The 12,624-nt window shown below is 68.3% G+C and carries 13 protein-coding genes; 9 read left to right on the top strand and 4 right to left on the bottom strand.

All coding sequences use genetic code 11. The features are described from left to right. Position 1 precedes the first annotated feature (1 nt). A complete protein-coding gene (locus ACFQ9R_RS09815) occupies positions 2-658 on the bottom strand; it encodes an HAD family hydrolase (RefSeq protein WP_378989976.1) in 657 nt (218 codons plus the stop codon). 157 nt (positions 659-815) lie between these two features. Here ACFQ9R_RS09815 and ACFQ9R_RS09810 point away from each other — a divergent pair, with 157 nt between their 5' ends. The 8 genes from ACFQ9R_RS09810 (at position 816) to ACFQ9R_RS09775 (ending at position 10,030) form a co-directional block, all read left to right on the top strand. Beyond that, positions 816-1,490 carry a PaaI family thioesterase gene (locus tag ACFQ9R_RS09810; protein WP_378989975.1) on the top strand — a complete coding sequence of 225 codons (675 nt, stop codon included), beginning with the start codon at positions 816-818 and terminating at the stop codon, positions 1,488-1,490. A 188-nt stretch (positions 1,491-1,678) separates the two neighbouring features. After that, positions 1,679-2,455 carry a GntR family transcriptional regulator gene (locus tag ACFQ9R_RS09805; protein ID WP_378989973.1) on the top strand — a complete coding sequence of 259 codons (777 nt, stop codon included), beginning with the start codon at positions 1,679-1,681 and terminating at the stop codon, positions 2,453-2,455. Beyond that, on the top strand, positions 2,455-2,682 hold the full coding sequence (locus tag ACFQ9R_RS09800; protein WP_056816936.1) for a ferredoxin family protein: 228 nt from the start codon (positions 2,455-2,457) through the stop codon (positions 2,680-2,682). The genes ACFQ9R_RS09805 and ACFQ9R_RS09800 overlap by 1 nt, the downstream gene beginning before the upstream one ends. 17 nt (positions 2,683-2,699) lie before the next feature. Next, a complete protein-coding gene (locus ACFQ9R_RS09795; protein WP_378989972.1) occupies positions 2,700-4,130 on the top strand; it encodes an ABC transporter substrate-binding protein in 1,431 nt (476 codons plus the stop codon). Continuing rightward, the gene (locus tag ACFQ9R_RS09790) at positions 4,127-5,059 is read left to right on the top strand and encodes an ABC transporter permease (RefSeq protein ID WP_378989971.1); all 933 of its coding nucleotides are present in this window, start codon (positions 4,127-4,129) and stop codon (positions 5,057-5,059) included. The genes ACFQ9R_RS09795 and ACFQ9R_RS09790 overlap by 4 nt, the downstream gene beginning before the upstream one ends. Then, complete coding sequence (locus ACFQ9R_RS09785; protein WP_378989970.1) at positions 5,056-5,799, top strand: ABC transporter ATP-binding protein; 744 nt, start codon at positions 5,056-5,058, stop codon at positions 5,797-5,799. Before ACFQ9R_RS09790 ends, ACFQ9R_RS09785 begins: the two co-directional genes overlap by 4 nt. Continuing rightward, a complete protein-coding gene (locus ACFQ9R_RS09780) occupies positions 5,796-8,534 on the top strand; it encodes a fumarate reductase/succinate dehydrogenase flavoprotein subunit (RefSeq protein WP_378989969.1) in 2,739 nt (912 codons plus the stop codon). The genes ACFQ9R_RS09785 and ACFQ9R_RS09780 overlap by 4 nt, the downstream gene beginning before the upstream one ends. A gap of 245 nt (positions 8,535-8,779) precedes the next feature. Continuing rightward, positions 8,780-10,030 carry a serine hydrolase domain-containing protein gene (locus ACFQ9R_RS09775; protein ID WP_378989968.1) on the top strand — a complete coding sequence of 417 codons (1,251 nt, stop codon included), beginning with the start codon at positions 8,780-8,782 and terminating at the stop codon, positions 10,028-10,030. A gap of 19 nt (positions 10,031-10,049) precedes the next feature. Here ACFQ9R_RS09775 and ACFQ9R_RS09770 read toward each other — a convergent pair whose 3' ends face one another. The 3 genes from ACFQ9R_RS09770 to ACFQ9R_RS09760 are packed head-to-tail and all read right to left on the bottom strand — an operon-like array spanning position 10,050 to position 12,180. After that, on the bottom strand, positions 10,050-11,246 hold the full coding sequence (locus tag ACFQ9R_RS09770; protein WP_378989967.1) for a GNAT family N-acetyltransferase: 1,197 nt from the start codon (positions 11,244-11,246) through the stop codon (positions 10,050-10,052). 32 nt (positions 11,247-11,278) lie between these two features. Further along, positions 11,279-11,863: an NAD-dependent epimerase/dehydratase family protein gene (locus ACFQ9R_RS09765; RefSeq protein WP_378989966.1), complete on the bottom strand. Its 585-nt coding sequence runs from the start codon at positions 11,861-11,863 to the stop codon at positions 11,279-11,281. Between the two features lie 26 nt (positions 11,864-11,889). Beyond that, positions 11,890-12,180, bottom strand: coding sequence for a hypothetical protein (locus tag ACFQ9R_RS09760; RefSeq protein WP_211300305.1), 291 nt, complete (start codon positions 12,178-12,180; stop codon positions 11,890-11,892). Between the two features lie 280 nt (positions 12,181-12,460). Between ACFQ9R_RS09760 and ACFQ9R_RS09755 the strand changes: the two genes are divergently transcribed. Next, a complete protein-coding gene (locus tag ACFQ9R_RS09755) occupies positions 12,461-12,607 on the top strand; it encodes a hypothetical protein (protein WP_378989965.1) in 147 nt (48 codons plus the stop codon). The last annotated feature ends 17 nt before the right edge of the window (positions 12,608-12,624 follow it).

The following is a 12,624-nucleotide window of genomic DNA, read 5'->3' as shown; positions in this document are numbered from 1 at the left end:
GTCAGGCGGCGCCGGTCACGACGCCGGGGGTGAGCTGGTCGAGATCGTCGATGACGGTGTCGGCCAGGGCGAGGGCGTCGGGCAGCGGCGGGAACTCCGGGCGCGGCGCCGCGATCAGGCGCATCCCGGCGTTGTGGGCGGAGCGCAGACCATTGGTCGAATCCTCCACAGCGGTACAGTCGTTCGGCTCCACGCCGAGTCGCTGCGCGACGGTGAGGTAGACGTCGGGTGCGGGTTTGCCGCGTCCGACCTCCTCGGTGGACAGCACCACGGTGAAATAGTCGAGCAATCCGGACTTCGCGAGCACCAGATCGATCAAGGTGGCCGGTGACGAGCTGGCCAGGCCGAGTTTCCAGGAACCCGCGCACCGCCGCACCGCGTCGACCGCGCCGGGCAGCAGCGGGACGTGGTGGGCGTACTTGTCGGCCATCAGGTCGATGACGGCGGCAGCCACCTCGTCGGCCGGTTCGGCCACGCCCAGCTCGTCGGCCAGGTACGACGACCACTCGACGGTGTTCATCCCCATCATCTTCTTCTGCGAATCCGGTTGCCACCGGCCACCTTTGAGGACCACGTACTCGTGCCTGACCTGTTCCCAGATCGGCTCGGAATCGATCAGCACGCCGTCCATATCGAACACAACCGCCGCGATACCCATGCGTTCAGCCTTTCGCCGCTCACCCGGAGGGGCACCACCAGTTGGTGCGCCGACGCTCCGGTACGTAGGACCTGCTCGGTGATCGGGATCCAGCCTAGTTGACCCGACACCGATCCCCGGCGCGAACATCCAGCTCGGCAGCGATAACGTGTTGCATATGGACGATACACAGGTCGGCAACTCGCTCCCGGACGAGAAGCATCACGAAGGCGGATTCCGGCCGGTTGCCGAGCTGATCCAGGCACGCAAGAACCGCGGCACCGACAACACGGTGGGTGGACCGCACTACGGCGAGCTGATCGATCAGGTCCGCGCGCTGATGGACCGGGCGCGGCTGGTCAACCCCTCCGACGAGCTCGCCAAAGAGGCCATCGCCACTCTCGAACAGCTCAACGCCCGCCTCGACGAGGCCGTGGTGGACGAGTGGTCCTCGCCCAGCTGGACCCGGACCGACCTGCCTGCGCGGGGCAACATCACGCTGCCGCCGTACACGGTGGTCAGCGGAGACCGCGACGGTGTCACCGCGAAGGTCACCTTCCGCACCTTCCACCTGGGCGGCAACAACGCCGCCCACGGTGGCCACATCGCCCTCGCCTTCGACGACATCATCGGCATGACCGCCGCGCTGTCCACCAGGTCGGTGACCCGCACGGCCTCGCTCACCTTGGACTACCGCTCGATCACGCCCCTCAATCGCGAGCTGACGGTGCGCGCGTGGACCGAACGCATCGAGGGCCGCAAGGTGTACCTGCGGGCGACGCTGCACGACGGCGAGCGGTTGTGCGCCGAGGCGAAGGGTCTGTTCATCGTGCTCAATCCCGGCCAGCCGTGACTGCGCGCCGACATTGCGATCGACGTGATCGCAATGTCGGCCGTACGGTCCGAGGTGGCGCAATAGCGGTTTCTCCGCGGATACCCGCAGGTCGTGTGAGCCGCCACCCGGCGTAGAAACATCCGCTGAATTCCCCCCGCGATCGCGGCGCGCGGAGCGCCGCGTAATCGCCGCTATCGTCGCTGTTCATGCAGGTCAGCGAGAAAACAGGGGCTACGGAGCCCACCCCGATCCGCGGTCAGCGCGCCGATCGGGCGCGCCGGGTCGCCGATATCCTGCGCCACCAGATCCTGGCGGGCGCGGTGACGGGTACGGTGCCCGGCGAGCAGGAGCTCGCCGCCGAGCACGGCACCTCCCGCAATACCGTGCGCGAAGCGCTGGCGCTGCTACGCGACGAGGGACTCATCGATCGCGCCCCGAAGCTCGGCACCCGGGTCGCCGCCCGCAAGTTCGACCACGGCCTCGATGCCCTGCTCGGACTACAGGAGACGCTCAAAGGGCACGGCACCGTCCGCAACGAGGTCAGGGCCGCCACCACCATCACTGCTCCCCCGGCCGTCGCGCGCCGGCTCGAGCTGGCGCCGGGCGACAAGGTCGTCTACATCGAACGCCTGCGGTTTCTCGCCGATCTGCCGCTGAGCCTCGACCTCACCTATCTCGCGCCCGATGTGGGCGCTGAAGTGCTCGCCCACGATCTCGAGACCACCGACGTGTTCGTGCTCCTCGAACAGGTCACCGGCCGGTCGCTGGGCGCCGCCGACCTCGCGCTGGAAGCTGTCGCGGCCGACCCGCACACCGCGACCACTCTGGATACCCCGGCCGGTGCGCCGCTGCTGATGCTCGAACGCCTCACCCACCTCGACGACGGCCGCCCCGTCGACCTCGAATACATCCGCATGCGCGGTGACCGCATCACGATGCGCGGCAGCCTCACCCGCAGCACCCCCGAATGGAAGGTCCTGTAATGGCACTGGTCCCCCAGCGCGCCGACGTCCCGGTGACGATCGACGAATCACTGTGCATCACCGGCTGCACCCTCTGCGTGGACATGTGTCCGCTCGATTCCCTTGCCATTCACGATGATTCGGGCAAGGCCTACATGCACGTCGACGAGTGCTGGTACTGCGGGCCGTGCGCGGCCCGCTGCCCCACCGGCGCCGTCACCGTCAACATGCCCTATCTGCTCCGCTGAAACCGGGAATCCCACGCATGAAGATCACTCGATTCGCCCCTGTCGCTTTGGCTCTCGCGCTCACCGCGGCAGGCTGCTCGCTCGAAAGTTCCGACGCCGCACCGGCGGGCACCGTCAAGGTCGTCATCGGCTACCAGTCCAAGACCATCAACACCGTCACCGCGGGCACGCTGCTGAAAGCGCAGGGTTACCTGGAGCAGCGGCTACAGAAGATCACCGATGGTGGTGGCGCGAAATACCAGGTGGAGTGGCAGGACTACGACACCGGAGCACCGATCACCGCCCAGATGGTGGCGGAGAAGATCGATATCGGCTCGATGGGCGACTACCCGTTGCTGATCAACGGATCTCGTACGCAGGCCAACGAACGCGCACGGACCGAGCTGGTGTCGATCACCGGCTACAACCCCAAGGGCGCGCTGAACATGGTGGTGGTGCCCAACGACTCACCCGCTCGTTCGCTGACCGATCTGGCCGGGCAGAAGATCTCGGCCAGTGTGGGTTCGGCGGGCCACGGCACCCTGGTGCAGGCGCTGAGCCGGGCCGGGATCGACCCGGCCAAGGGTGTGGAAGTACTCAACCAGCAGCCACAGGTCGGGGCGACCGCGCTGGAATCGCATCAGGTGGGCGCGCTTTCGCAGTTCGTGGCGTGGCCGGGTCTGCTCGTGCAGCAGAACAAGGCCAAGCTGCTCTATGACGGTGCGGAGCTGAACGTGCCGACTTTCCACGGCGTGGTCGCTCGCCGTGCGTACGCGGCCGATCATCCGGAGGTATTGCAGGCGTTCCTCGCCGCGCAGTTGGATGCGACCGCGTTCCTGAACGAGAAGCCGTTCGAGGCAGCGGATCTCGTCGCGAAGGGTTCCGGCCTGCCACAGGAGGTCGTGTACCTCTACAACGGCCCTGGCGGTACCAGTTTCGACACCACGCTCAAGGCGAACCTGATCGCGGCGTTCAAGGATGACGTGAACTACCTGAAGTCGATCGGCGACTTCGCCGATCTCGACATCGACGCCTTCGTGCAGGACGGACCGTTGCGCAAAGCCTTCGCCGAGACCGGTCGTACGACCTACGACACCGAACTCGCGTCGGGGGTCAATCCGAGCAAGGTGACCGGCACCGATCCGATCTGCGCTGCGCCGGTGAGTGATCCGGCACTGGCCGGCGAGATCTGGGTCGACGGCGCGGACAAGCCCCAACCCGCCGCGAACCCTGTGTGCTTGTTGCGGGCGGTGCAGGCAGCGAAGGCGCAGGGCAAGACGATTCGCGCGGTCTATGTTCCCGATGCCGAACTGGGTACTCGCTGGTTCGCGGACAAGGCCATCTGGTTGCGCGAGAGCGCGCAGTACCTGCCGTTCACCACGCAGGCAGCGGCCGACCGCTACCGCGCCACCCATCCCGCCGCCGCACCGGTCTCCTATGCGCAGGCCGTGACGGAAGTCCGCGGATGAGCACGGTCTCCGGGCAGGTCGGACGGACTGCCGACGCGACCGAATTGCGCACTGCCACTGCCGGTGCGGCGAATGCCGCGGGCAGCAGACCTGGCGTCGCGGGCGGCGAGCCCGCCGATGCCGCCGCCCTGCACGACGACATCGCGCCCGTCAGATCGGTCTGGGTGTCGCGGACGATCCGGGTCGCCTCGGTGGCGGCGGCGATCGGCCTGTGGCAGTTGCTCACCGCGGGCGATGTCCGCGCGGGCCTCCGGTTCGACACCTTGCCGACGGTGACCGAGATCGTGGCCGAGTTCGGCGAACACCTCGGGACCGGGCAGTACTACCTCGATGTGGCGCAGTCGCTGATCCGGATCGTCACCGGATTCGGTCTGGCCGCGGTCGTCGGTGTGCTGGCCGGCATCGGGCTCGGCCGGTCGCGACTGCTCGCGGATGTCTTCGGATCGCTGGCCGAGCTGATCCGGCCGATTCCGGCGATCGCGCTGGTGCCGGTGGCGATCCTGCTGTTCCCCAGCGACGAGTCCGGCATCGTGTTCATCACGTTCACCGCGTCGCTGTTCCCCGTGCTGGTGAGCACCAGGCATGCCACGCGGGCGCTGCCGACCATCTGGGAGGACGCGATCCGCACGCTCGGCGCGTCGCGGCGCGAGGTGCTGACCAGGGTCGTCGTGCCCGGCATCCTGCCCGGGGTGTTCAGCGGGTTGTCGGTGGGAATGGGGGTGGCCTGGATCTGCCTGATCTCGGCGGAGATGATCTCCGGGCGGCTCGGCATCGGCTATCGCACCTGGCAGTCCTACACCATCGTCGACTACCCGGCCGTGTTCGTCGGGATGATCACCATCGGTGTGCTCGGTTTCCTCACCTCCGGAATCGTCGAACTGGCAGGCCGCCGGGTGACCCGCTGGCTGCCGCGAGAGGTTGCCTCATGACCACGACCACCGCCGCGCCCGCCGTCTCGGTCGGCATGCGATTGGACCTCGAGTCCGTGCGGATCAGCTACGGCCGCAAAACCGTGGTGCACGACCTCGATCTGACGGTCGCGGCCGGGGAGATCCTCGTCCTGGTCGGCAAATCCGGCTGCGGCAAGTCGACCCTGTTGCGCGCGATCGCCGGGCTGCGCAAGCCCGCTGCCGGGGTCATCCGCGCCGATGCGGACGCTGTCACCGGTCCGTCGGCCGATCGCGCGCTGGTGTTCCAGGACGACGCGCTGCTGCCGTGGCGCACCGCGCGCGCCAATATCGATCTGGCGCTGCGCCTTCGGGGCGTGTCCCGCAGCGACCGTGCGGCACGGTCGCTGCGCTGGCTCGACGAGGTCGGGCTCAGCGGCTACGCCGACTATCTGCCGCGCGATCTGTCCGGCGGGATGCGCCAACGGGTTCAGCTCGCCCGCAGCCTGGCGGGCTCGCCGCGCGCGGTGCTCATGGACGAGCCGTTCGGCGCGCTCGACAGTCAGACCCGTGCGGAGATGCAGCGTCTGCTGGTCGAGACCTGGCGCGCACACCCGACCACGATCGTTTTCGTCACCCACGACCTCGACGAAGCCCTGCTGCTCGGCGACCGGATCGCCGTACTCGGCGCGGGTTCGCTGCGCGCGGTCGTCGAGGTACCCGACCCGCGCGAACCGGTGGACCGGAGCGCCCTGCGGGCCCGAATCCTGGAGACTCTGTGAACATTCCCGAACTGTCCGACCGCGTTCGCCTCGACTGCGATGTGCTCGTCATCGGCGGCGGCACCGCGGGCACCATGGCCGCGCTCACCGCCGCCGAGTCCGGCGCGAACGTGCTGCTGCTCGAGAAGGCGCATGTACGCCATTCGGGCGCACTGGCCATGGGCATGGACGGTGTGAACAACGCCGTCATCCCAGGCAAGGCCGAGCCGGAGGACTACGTCGCCGAGATCACCCGCGCCAACGACGGCATCGTCGACCAGCGCACCGTGTATCAAACGGCGACAAGGGGTTTCGCGATGGTGCAGCGCCTCGAGCGGTACGGGGTGAAGTTCGAGAAGGACGAGTACGGCGAGTACGCGGTGCGCCGAGTGCATCGGTCGGGGTCGTATGTGCTGCCGATGCCCGAGGGCAAGGACGTCAAGAAGGCGCTCTATCGCGTACTGCGCCAACGCACGATGCGCGAGAAGATCCGCATCGAGAATCGGCTGATGCCGGTGCGGGTGCTCACCGCCGGCGGGCGCGCGGTGGGCGCGGCCGCGTTGAACACGCGCACCGGCGAATTCGTCGAGGTGGCCGCGAAAGCGGTCATTCTGGCGACGGGCCCCTGCGGTCGGCTCGGCCTGCCCGCGTCGGGCTACCTCTACGGCACCTACGAGAACCCCACCAACGCCGGTGACGGCTACTCGATGGCCTACCACGCCGGCGCTGAACTCTCGGGTATCGAGTGCTTCCAGATCAACCCGCTGATCAAGGACTACAACGGTCCCGCCTGCGCGTATGTGGCCAACCCGTTCGGCGGGTACCAGGTCAACGCCGAGGGGGAACGCTTCGTCGACTCCGACTACTGGTCGGGGCAGATGATGGCCGAAGTGAAGCAGGAGATCGAATCCGCGCGCGGGCCCATCTATCTCAAGGTCTCGCACCTGCCCGACGAGACGCTGTCGACGCTCGAATCGATTCTGCACACCACCGAGCGGCCGACTCGCGGGACTTTCCACGCCAACCGGGGCCACGACTACCGCACCCACGATATCGAGATGCACATCTCCGAGATCGGTTTGTGCGGTGGACATTCCGCGTCGGGCGTGTGGGTGGACGAGAACGCGCGAACCACCGTGCCGGGCCTGTACGCGGCGGGCGATCTGGCCTGCGTGCCACACAACTACATGATCGGTGCGTTCGTCTACGGCGATCTGGCCGGCGCGCACGCGGCCTCCACCCTGGCCGAACTCGATACCCCTGCCGAACTGCCCGAGGATCAGCTCGCCGAAGCACACGAATTGATCTACCGGCCGTTGCGTCAGCCCGAAGGCCCGCCGCAGCCGCAGGTCGAGTACAAGCTGCGCCGGTTCGTGAACGACTATGTTGCGCCGCCGAAAACGGCCGCCAAGCTGTCGATCGCCGTCGAGACCTTCGAGCGGATGCGCGCCGAAGTCGACGGGATCGGCGCGCAGACACCCCACGAACTCATGCGTGCCGTCGAAGTGCAGTTCATTCGCGATTGCGCCGAGATGGCCTCGCGCAGTTCCCTCACGCGGACAGAGTCGCGCTGGGGCCTCTATCACGACCGCGCGGATCTGCCCGATCGCGACGACGAGTCGTGGAACTTCCATTTGAACCTGCGCAAGACCGTCGACGGCGAGATGGAATTCGTCAAGCGATCGGTGGCGCCGTATCTGGTGCCGGTGCCCGGTCTCGATGATGTGCCGTCGGCCGAGCCGATCGTCGAGGTGATCGCCCAGCCCGAGCTGGTGGGAACGCGAGCGCCGCAGCGCGAAGCCCCGGTCCGGAGTGAGGCGGCGCCGGTGTCGCCGTCCTCGCCTCGACTGGTCACTCTGCTCGCGCTGGATTCCCCGGTGGTCGAGGATCTTTCGAGCTACCTCACCGACCCCGATCCGGTGGTGCGGGTGGCCGCGCTGTCGGTGCTCACCGAGAACACCCCGGACGGATTCGGCGATGAGCTGATCCGGGCGCTGGGCGACGAGGCCGCTTCGGTGCGCCGGGCGGCCACCGAGAGTCTGCGGGAACTGGTAGAGGTGCTGGCGGGAGCCGGTGCGCTGAGTGAGTATCTCGGCTCCCCCGATCCCCTCGTCCGCGCGACCGTCGTCGATCTGCTGCGGGCGTTGCGGGCCGGGTCTGCCTCGGAATACCGTGCCGCACTGGGCGATACCGATCATCGCGTCAGGATCGAGGCGGTGCGCGCACTGGTCTCGCTCGACGACGCCGATGCGGTGTCCACGATCGCGGGCGATGTCAACCGTGAGGTCCGCATCGCGGTCGCACACGGACTCGCCTCGATCGGGAGCGGCGGCGTGGAGGTGATCCGCGTGCTGGCGGGCGATCCCGATCCACTGGTCCGCGCTGCCGCCCTCACCGCCTACGCCGCACTGGGTACCACGGAGGTTGATGTCGCCGAACTCACTGCGGCACTGCGGCATTCCGCCTGGCAGGTGCGTGTCGGTGCGGCGCGCGGGCTGGCGGGTTCGACCCCGGAGACGGGCGTGGTGCCGTTGAGCGAGGCGCTCACCGACCGTCACCTCGATGTGCGCAAGGCGGCGGTACTGGCCCTGTCCACCTGGCCGGGGAGTGCCACCGCCCTCGACGCGCTCGAGTCGGCGATCACCGATCCCGACGCCGACGTCCGCGCCTACGCCCGCCGCGCGGTGACCGCCGCGGGTCGCACCCCGGTCGACGCTGTTCGCGCCGACGCGGAACTGACCGAGGCCAGGGCATGATCAGCAACTCGCCGGGGCGGTGCCGCAGCGCGAATGCGCCACGCTCGTCGCTGCTGCGGGCGGGTGGCGGCGGGTCCGGCGCGCAGCGGTCGACCGCCGAGGAGTACCTCGGTGACCGGGCGGCCGAGACCGATGATCCCGGTCGTCGCACGCCGGGTTTCGCGGACCCGGCGACGTCGCTGTGCCACCGTTCACCCGACAGCGCGCTCAGGATTATCACAGCTCACCGTCGGTAGGCTGGCCCGATGAGCGCACTTCCTACCACCCTGGTGAGGGTCACCGACAACCTGGACGCGGTGACGACGATCGGCCACGAGGACGATCCGGCCGACGTCGGGTCCTCGCGGGCCGACGTCGAGGCGATCTGGGCGTCGGTGCGCAGGTGGTACGCGATGGGCACGACGCCCGCCATCCAGGTGTGTCTGCGCCGCAACGGCGGGATCGTGCTGAACCGGACGATCGGTCACGGTTGGGGCAACGCACCGAGCGACGGACCGGATGCCGAGAAGATCCTGGCAACACCGGAGACCCTGTTCTGCGGGTTCTCCACCGCGAAGGGCGTCGCCGCCACGCTGATGTTCATGCTCATCGAACAGGGCGCGTTCGGTCTGCAAGACCGGGTGGCCGACTATGTTCCCGAGTTCGCGGCCCACCGCAAGGGCGTGATCACCGTCGGCGATGTGCTGTCGCATTCGGCGGGTATTCCGTTCATCACCGCACCACACAGCGGAACCGCGGCGGTGCTCGACGAGGATCTGGCCCTCGCTGCTCTCACCGACCTGGTGCCGAGCTGGGCACCCGGACGTTTTCGCGTCTACCACGCACTGACCAGCGGATTGATCCAGCGCCTGCTCGTCCAGCGCGCCACCGGCAAGCGGATGCGCGAGCACCTCGCCGAGCAGGTGCTGACCCCACTCGGCTTCCGCTGGAACAACTTCGGTGTCGATCCCGCCGATGTCGGCAAGGTCGTACCGAGCGTCAAGACCGGCCCGCCCCAACCCCGCCTCGCCCGATTCCTGGCGAACAAGGCCCTGGGTGGGCATCTGGACAAGGCCTCGAAGGCCACCAACGACGCATTCCTGGCCGCCGAACTCCCCTCCGGCAACCTGGTCACCACCGCCTACGAACTCTCCCGCTTCTACGAAATCCTTGCGCGTGGTGGCGAATTGGACGGAACGAGGATCATCGGGACCGGCACCCTGCGCGACGCGATCGCCCCCGCCGATCGCATGCTCGGAGTGGCCGGTCGCGTCAGCCGCGCCGGATTCGAACTCGGCGCCCGCCGGTCCAAGTTCGGCCGCGACACCGGGTCGCACTTCGGCCGCAGCGGTCTCACCACCCAGTACGGCTGGGCCGACCCCGATCGTGGCCTGTCGGGCGCTGTTCTGACCAATGGCAAAGCGATCACCGACCTCGATCGCCCGTGGCAGCTGGTCGCCCAGATCTCCGACACCCTGCGTCCACTGCCGCCCGCCGCTCGGCTCTTCCGACCCTGATCCGGGCACACGCCCTCGATCAGAAGAAGGTGCCGCTGAAAGGCAGTGCGGGAGTGGCGAAAAGGTCGTCGGCGGCGTCGACAGCACCCGCACGGTGCTCGACGACACGACCGGCGAGGGCGAGCTGGCGCCAGGTCGACCCGCCGAGGTAGATCGCGCCGAGGGTCGCGACGTCGACGGTGACATCGGCGGGGTCATCGACTCTGAGCACCTGCTCGGCGCCGATCCGGTACCGGCCGGTGTTGGCGGTGCGGATCGCGTCCTCGACCTCGACGATCACCGGCGGCGCGTCGCGATAGGTCCGGCGGGCGAGTGCGGTGGGGACATCGACCAGGCGCAGCCAGGTTTCGTCGTGCACCCCCGCGACGCCGACCGCGCGTTCATCGGTGAACAGATGCCGCAGCGGCGCGTCCACCGGCGCGAACGCGAAACTCACCTTGTCGACGAGATCGACCGAGAGCAGGTGCCGGATCACACCGAGGTAGGCCTGCGGGGTGGTCGCGACGAGATCGTCGACGACGATCGTGCGTTCGCGGCTGGTGAACCAGTTCGCGGTGTCGACCGGGTGATAGCGCGCGAACCCGTCCTCGGCACCGGCCGGCCCGTGCGTCACGGTGTACAGCGGTTCGGCCGCGGCACGTTCCTTGCCCTTCCACCAGTAGCCGGGCCGATCGATCGCGCCGGTCCAGGCGATCGCGGCGGTCGCGTAGATCTGTGGGAACAGCTTCCACGCGTCGGCCGGTTCGACGAACCGCACCGGACCGGACGGCGGGACCGTGTCACGCAGGCGGGCTCGACCTCGGTGCAGGTCCAGGCGCGCGAACGAACTCGCCACGCCGTACCCGAAACGCTCGTAGATCGAGCCCTCGGACGCGCGCAGGGTCGCCACCACTTCGCCCCGCTCGGCGATGTCGTCGAGCTGTCGGCGCAGCAGGGCGGTGAGCACTCCGCGCCGGGTGTGCGTGGGCAGCACGCCGACATGGGTGACCGCGGCGTGTGAGACGCGCGCGCCACCGGGAACGACCAGCCAGCTGGTGTAGGACTCCGCGGTGCCGACCAGCCGACCATCGATGCGAGCGCCCAGCGTGCGGCCCGGTTCGGACAGATGGTCACGATCTGGTGGCAGCGGCGGCAATCCCACCATCGCCGCCCGGAACAGCGCGCCCGCGGCGTGCAGATCGTCGTCGTCGTGCAGGGTGTCTACGTCAACAGCCATCCCCTCACTGTTCCCTATTCGGGGCGGCGCCTCTACTCCGGATCGACCACGACCACGATGCCGGTCGGCGCTTCGAGCAGCTCGAGCGTGCGCGCGGCGGCGGTGTCGACGTGGATGCGCGGGTGCGCCGGTGGGGTGGACTCGTAGTACGTTCCGGGACCGTAGAACTGGCCGTAACGCAGAACGACGCCGCCCGCGGCGAGGACGGCGGATTCGTGGGTCGCGATGGCGTCACCACGGCCCGCCGGCAGCGTCCAGGCGATGCTCTGGGCGAGAAAGCGTTTCGCTCCGGCCGCCGCGGCGGCCGCGAGCAGATTCGCGGTGCCCTCGGTACGGATGCGGGAGTTCGCCTCGCCGGAGCCGGCCAGGAGCGCCACCTCGTCGGGGAGGTCGGTGAGCTGGTGCATGACCAGGTCAGGGGTGAAGTCGAGCACCGCGGTGGTGAGGCCGTCGGCGTCGTAGACGTCGTGGACCACCGCGGTGGCTCCGGTGGCGCGGACCGCCGCCGCTTTACTCGGGGAACGGGTCAGGCCGGCCACGTCGTGACCGGCGCCGACCAGCAGTGGCAGCAACCGTGATCCGATGACGCCCGTGGCGCCCGCGAGAAAGATACGCACAACCCCGACAGTAGCGGGGCCGATGATCAGGCCCCGATGACCGCGTTCATGATCGTGCCCGCGCTGGTGGCGACCGCGCCGCCCGCCATGGCGCTGGCGATCATCTTCGGCGATTGCAGGCCGCCGCCGTTCCACTTCTCCCAGGCGAAGCGGCCGCCGCCGTAGGTGATGGCGGTGACGCCGGACAACAGGATCATCCAGGTGAAATACCGGCCCAACTGCATCACCTTGTCGGCCATCGGCGGCGCTTCCGGCGTGGGATTGCCCACCTGGGCGACAACGACGTTATAGGTGTCATGCACTGCGGCCAGGATCATGCTCACGATCGGTGCTCCTTCGTCGGTTGTTCGTGGTGAAGCCGATGTCGAGAACTCGTGACGCGGTAGAACCCAGATATGTTGAACATTCAACCTCATGGGCGGTTCGGTGACGTGGGCGACACTCCGCGCAAACCATGACCGCAGTCACAGCCGCGGATCCGTGCCCGCGTCGCGCCGTGCCCCTACTATCGAACGTGCGGGGCTCGTTCAGATTCGGCGCGACGAGGCGCTGACCACCACCTTCATCGCACGACTACCGTACCGCGAGGAGGGCACCATGGCTTTCCTGATTCCCTTGTTCGTCGCGTTTCTTCTGGTAACCGCAGCAGTGGTCCTGGCTTCTTACGCCACCGTTTCCCTGACCTATTGGTTTGAATCACGCCGGATCCGTCCGGAACAGTCCGACCCGCAACCTGCACGCTGAGCCCTGTTCCGACCCGA

The organism is Nocardia sp. NPDC056541, from assembly GCF_042794235.1.
Lineage (GTDB): Bacteria > Actinomycetota > Actinomycetes > Mycobacteriales > Mycobacteriaceae > Nocardia.
Note: the sequence above shows the minus strand (reverse complement) of the source record. Positions and strands in the feature narration are given on the sequence as shown.

What these genes read in the sequence shown, in the direction of transcription:
- ACFQ9R_RS09815 (WP_378989976.1), bottom strand. Translation starts at nt 658, where the DNA reads ATGGGTATCGCGGCGGTTGTGTTCGATATGGACGGCGTGCTGATCGAT.
- ACFQ9R_RS09810 (WP_378989975.1), top strand. Translation starts at nt 816, where the DNA reads ATGGACGATACACAGGTCGGCAACTCGCTCCCGGACGAGAAGCATCAC.
- ACFQ9R_RS09805 (WP_378989973.1), top strand. Translation starts at nt 1,679, where the DNA reads ATGCAGGTCAGCGAGAAAACAGGGGCTACGGAGCCCACCCCGATCCGC.
- ACFQ9R_RS09800 (WP_056816936.1), top strand. Translation starts at nt 2,455, where the DNA reads ATGGCACTGGTCCCCCAGCGCGCCGACGTCCCGGTGACGATCGACGAA.
- ACFQ9R_RS09795 (WP_378989972.1), top strand. Translation starts at nt 2,700, where the DNA reads ATGAAGATCACTCGATTCGCCCCTGTCGCTTTGGCTCTCGCGCTCACC.
- ACFQ9R_RS09790 (WP_378989971.1), top strand. Translation starts at nt 4,127, where the DNA reads ATGAGCACGGTCTCCGGGCAGGTCGGACGGACTGCCGACGCGACCGAA.
- ACFQ9R_RS09785 (WP_378989970.1), top strand. Translation starts at nt 5,056, where the DNA reads ATGACCACGACCACCGCCGCGCCCGCCGTCTCGGTCGGCATGCGATTG.
- ACFQ9R_RS09775 (WP_378989968.1), top strand. Translation starts at nt 8,780, where the DNA reads ATGAGCGCACTTCCTACCACCCTGGTGAGGGTCACCGACAACCTGGAC.
- ACFQ9R_RS09770 (WP_378989967.1), bottom strand. Translation starts at nt 11,246, where the DNA reads ATGGCTGTTGACGTAGACACCCTGCACGACGACGACGATCTGCACGCC.
- ACFQ9R_RS09760 (WP_211300305.1), bottom strand. Translation starts at nt 12,180, where the DNA reads ATGATCCTGGCCGCAGTGCATGACACCTATAACGTCGTTGTCGCCCAG.
- ACFQ9R_RS09755 (WP_378989965.1), top strand. Translation starts at nt 12,461, where the DNA reads ATGGCTTTCCTGATTCCCTTGTTCGTCGCGTTTCTTCTGGTAACCGCA.